The 4342-nt window shown below is 70.5% G+C and carries 4 protein-coding genes and 1 pseudogene; 1 reads left to right on the top strand and 4 read right to left on the bottom strand.

The window, feature by feature from the left end:
* Positions 1-53 precede the first annotated feature (53 nt).
* Positions 54-350 carry a co-chaperone GroES gene (gene groES / locus ACNPM4_RS19405; RefSeq protein ID WP_028502311.1) on the bottom strand — a complete coding sequence of 99 codons (297 nt, stop codon included), beginning with the start codon at positions 348-350 and terminating at the stop codon, positions 54-56.
* Positions 351-507: 157 nt separating this feature from the next.
* On the opposite strand from groES, the gene ACNPM4_RS19400 reads away from it, so the two are divergent.
* Complete coding sequence (locus tag ACNPM4_RS19400) at positions 508-1719, top strand: class I SAM-dependent methyltransferase (RefSeq protein WP_448986858.1); 1212 nt, start codon at positions 508-510, stop codon at positions 1717-1719.
* A gap of 21 nt (positions 1720-1740) precedes the next feature.
* On the opposite strand, the gene ACNPM4_RS19395 is transcribed toward ACNPM4_RS19400, so the two are convergent.
* The 3 genes and pseudogenes from ACNPM4_RS19395 to ACNPM4_RS19385 all read right to left on the bottom strand — a co-directional run.
* Entirely contained in the window at positions 1741-2967 is a 1227-nt protein-coding gene (locus ACNPM4_RS19395; RefSeq protein ID WP_448986857.1) for a hypothetical protein, read from the bottom strand.
* Entirely contained in the window at positions 2951-4066 is a 1116-nt protein-coding gene (locus ACNPM4_RS19390) for a hypothetical protein (protein WP_448986856.1), read from the bottom strand. Before ACNPM4_RS19390 ends, ACNPM4_RS19395 begins: the two co-directional genes overlap by 17 nt.
* A gap of 4 nt (positions 4067-4070) precedes the next feature.
* A pseudogene (locus ACNPM4_RS19385) lies at positions 4071-4342 on the bottom strand (hypothetical protein); the annotation flags it as partial.

Below are 4342 nucleotides of genomic sequence, written 5' to 3'. Positions count from 1 at the left end.
TTCGAGGACCTGGGCACCACCTCTTCGAGAGGGGCGGAACCCGGTTCCGCAGATCAGCGGACGACGACCGCCAGGACGTCGCGAGCGGACAGGACGAGGTACTCGTCTGCGCCGAACTTGACCTCGGTGCCGCCGTACTTGCTGTACAGGACACGGTCGCCGACAGCGACGTCGATCGGAACGCGGTTGCCGTTGTCGTCGATGCGGCCGGGGCCGACGGCCACGACCTCGCCCTCCTGGGGCTTCTCCTTGGCGGTGTCGGGGATGACCAGGCCACTCGCGGTGGTCTGCTCGGCCTCGACCTGCTGGATGACGATGCGGTCTTCGAGCGGCTTGATGGAAACCGACACGGTCTACCTCTTCTTTCTTGACACTGACACGAAAGACTTGTTCGCACTCTCAACCCGAGAGTGCTAATCCAGTCTATGCGCTGGGCTGGCACTCATGCAATGCGAGTGCCAACGCACGCCGTGATTCAGTGATGCGAGCGGGAATTAGGCTGAGGACGTGGAGATGTCCGAGCTGCGTGCCCTGCTGACCCCCGCCGGTCTCGAACTGCTCGACGCGGTCGGGACGATCGGGTCGACCGCCGACGTCGCCCGCGCCGTGTCACGGCTGCGTGCCGCCGGGCACTCCCCCGAGCTGGTCTCGGCGGTGGTCGGCCAGGCGCACCTGCGGTCCAAGGCGTCGGCGAAGTTCGGCCCCTTCGCCGCGCGGATGCTGTTCACCCGAGCCGGGCTCGAGCAGGCGACGCGGCTCGGTGTGGCCGCACGGCACGCCCAGCGGATCCGCAGCGCGGGGTTCACCACCGTGGCCGACCTCGGTTGCGGTATCGGCGGCGACGCCCTCGCGTTCGCCGGAGCCGGACTCGATGTGCTCGCCGTCGATGCCGACGAGGTCACCGCCGCCATCGCGGCCTACAACCTCGCGCCCTTCGGAGAGGGCGCGGTGGTTCGGCACAGCACGGCGGAGGACGCCTTCGAGGGCTCGGAGGCTTCGGACGCGCGCGCGATCTGGATGGATCCCGCCCGGCGCACCTCCGGGCATAGCGAGACCCGCCGCGTCTCTGCAGACGACTACTCCCCCTCGCTGGACTGGGCCTTCGACGTCGCGGCGCGCATGCCGACGGGCATCAAGCTCGGCCCCGCGCACGACCGCGACGCCCTTCCTGCCGACGCCGAGGCGCAGTGGGTGAGCGCCGACGGCAGCGTCGTCGAGCTCGTCGTGTGGAGCGGCGCCCTCGCCCGAGAAGGCGTGCGACGCTCGGCGCTCGTGATCCGCGGCGACCGATCGCACGAGATGACCGCACCGGCCGACGTGGCCGATGAGCCCGTGCGCGAGCTCGGCGCCTTCGTGCACGAGCCGGACGGCGCCGTGATCCGCGCCCGCCTGATCGGCGATGTGGCCCGGAGCCTCGATGCCGGGATGCTCGACGAGCACATCGCCTATCTCACCTCGGATGCCGCGCTGACGAGCCCGTTCGTGCAGTCGTTCCGCGTGCGGGAGACCCTGCCCGCCAACCCCAAGGCGATCAACGCCGCTCTCAAGGCGCACGGCGTCGGTCGCATCGAGATCAAGAAGCGCGGTGTCGACATCGACCCTGCGGCGTTCCGGAAGAAGCTCACGCTGCGCGGTGATCAGGAGGCCACGCTGATCCTCGCGCGCATCGGAGATCAGCGGCGGGCGATCCTCGCCGATCGGGTTCCGGCCGCGAGCTGATCGCGACCCGCCCCGCCGGGGTCAGCCGTCGTCGCCCGGGTCCTGGAGCTCGATCCGCCCGCCCGGCGACAGCTGGATCATCAAGGGGTCATCCACCGCATCGGACACCTCGTCCACGCCATCGGGCGCTGCGGAGTCGACGGAGACAGTCAGGTACGGCGTCTGCTGGTTCGTGAACTGCAGGTCCAACGCCGCGGTCGCGACCCGCGCACCCGAGGGGTCGACGGTCTCGAGTTTCACAGTGAGGCCCTCCGCGAACGCGGTCTCGAAGCCCTTGCAGACGACCGGCCCGGCGGCATCCACGATCAGGCACCGCTCGGTGGCGCCCTGTTCCGACAGCCGATCCCCCAGCCACACCGGCGCGTCCCGGAAGACACCGACGAGCGAGAGACCGAGCTCGAACCCCTCCGTCGTCAGTGATTCCGCCCGGTCGCGCACGTCTTCGGGGAACTGGGCCAGGAGCGAATCGACCCCGCCCCACCGTTGGATCGCGACCAGCGGCTCCCCCGCTGTCGAAAGGAGCATCGTGGCCTGGATGATGTCGGAGCCCGTCTCCCCCGGGAGCGACAATGACGCCGACAGTCCGCGCTCCGACTCCTCCGCGGCGAGACAGTTCGTCTGCGACTGCACGCCGACGTCGAGGACCAGGCAGGCGGCCGATCCCTCGTCTTTCGTCGCGTACCAGACGAGGGCATCACCATCCTGCGCGACCGCGCGGACCGAACCGGGATCGAACGCCTCGGTGACCAGCTCTCCGAGGCGCTGCTGCTGCTCCGCCGTCAGCGGGATGCCGCCGGCTCGCGGCGCGAACAGCCCCCAGCCGATGCCGACGCCGAGCGCGAGCAGGACGGCGGACACGGCGACCAGCGTCGCCACCACCTGCCGGCGCATCGAGCCTCGAGCCGGGGTCGGGGGCGTCGGCTGCGGCGTCGGCGATGCCTGCGCATCCGGAGCACGCTGCGTGAGCGCTGCGGAGGGAACCTCGGCCGCCTCAGAGGCCGTGTTCGCAGCGAATGCTTCGTCGACGGGCCCGATCGCCGGTTCCGTCTGGTCCCGCCTCATGGATCCGCCGCCGTCGGTACCGTGGCCGGCCTCCGACCGCTCCGGGGACGCGGCCGCGGCGTGCGAGCGACGCGAATCCTCGAGCGCGCGCAGCCGCTGCGATTCCGTTGCGGTCAGCAGCCCTCCTCGGCCGTAGGCCTTCCGCTGCAGTGCCCGCAACTCTTCGGCCTCAGTCTCCGACGGCACCCGAGGCATCTCCCTCCCGGGTGATGGTCAGATACCCGGGCCCCCGATTCGACATCATCTCCAGGTGCGTCACGCCGCCCGTCTCCGTGTCGACGACGTTGAGCACGAGGCTCGAGGCCTGCTCCTGCATGGTCTGCGGGTCGGCGCAGGTGACCGGAGCCTCATCGGTCGATCCGTCGTAGATGAGGCACTGGTTCTGCGACTCGGTCTGCGAGGCCGTCCAGATCGGCACGTCGCCGTCGTAGCCGACGACCCAGAGCGAGCCGGCGTCGAAGCCGTTCTCCGCCAACCGGGCCGCCGTCTCCGATTCGGCCTCGTTCGCGTAGGTGATGCCGCTCTCCGTCGGGTCGTAGTCGTAGACGCTCACCGCGACAGCGGGTTCGCCCGATGCGGTGAACAGCATCTGCGCGCTGACCTCGCGCTGCAGGCCCTTGTGACCCTTGACCGAGATCGAGCCGTAGATCCCGGTTTCGGCGATCATCTCCGTACGGTCACAGGACGGAACCGTCGCCTCACTCGTGCCGAGGATCAGGCAGGTGCGCTCCTTCGTGTCCTTCGTCGCCGTCCAGATGACCACGTCCTCCTCGACGCTGAGCGCGCGGATCGAACCGGGATCGTACACGCCGGCCGCGACGAGATCGTTCTGCCATCCCTGCTGGTCGGCGGTCAGCTCCACCGCCGCGGCTCCGGATCGGCCGAACGCGAGCCAGCCGACCCCCACCCCGATCGCGAGCACCGCGACGGCCACCAGGGCGACCGGCCGCCAGCGCGTGCGGAGCAGCGAGAACAGGGAGCGCCAGGACGACGATGCGGGCGAGAGGGCGTCGACCGCGTCGTCTGCCGCGTCTTCCCCCGCGGACACTCGGCCCTCGTCGGCGGGCGCGGCTTCGGAGACGGCGACCGCGGTATCGGGCTCGGCGGCGGCGCTCCGCTCCACTTCACCCGGGTGTGCGGCGGGTGCAGCCTCGGCGACCGGTGCGAGCCTGAGGTCCTCCAGCTCGCGGAGGCGTTCGGCTTCGGCCGATGTCAGCGAGGAATCGCGACCATACGCCCGCGCCTGCAAGGAACGCAGCTCCTCCGACTCCTCCGGCTCGAGCATCCGGTCAGCCGAGCTTCTCGAACTGCATGCCTGCCCAGACCAACCAGCCCAGGCTGTACGCGGTCGCGCAGAGGCCCAGCACGAGCGCCCACAGCGCGATGGAACGGCTCTCGAGCGGACGACGCAGCGACATGATCGCGGCGATCACCGCGACGACCGCGACGGGGATCCCCCAGCCGACGAAGAACGATGCTCCGAGCGCCACGATCGCGGCGAGCAGGGCCCACGGCGCGAGGCGGGTGTCGTCGACCGGGATGGCCCCGGTCGTCGGCGCCC

The organism is Microbacterium umsixpiens, assembly GCF_053543675.1.
This window is presented reverse-complemented; position numbering and strand designations above follow the sequence as displayed.

Bases quoted from the DNA above. Each gene is read 5' to 3' on its own strand.
- ACNPM4_RS19390 (WP_448986856.1), bottom strand. From the start codon at position 4,066: ATGCTCGAGCCGGAGGAGTCGGAGGAGCTGCGTTCCTTGCAGGCGCGG.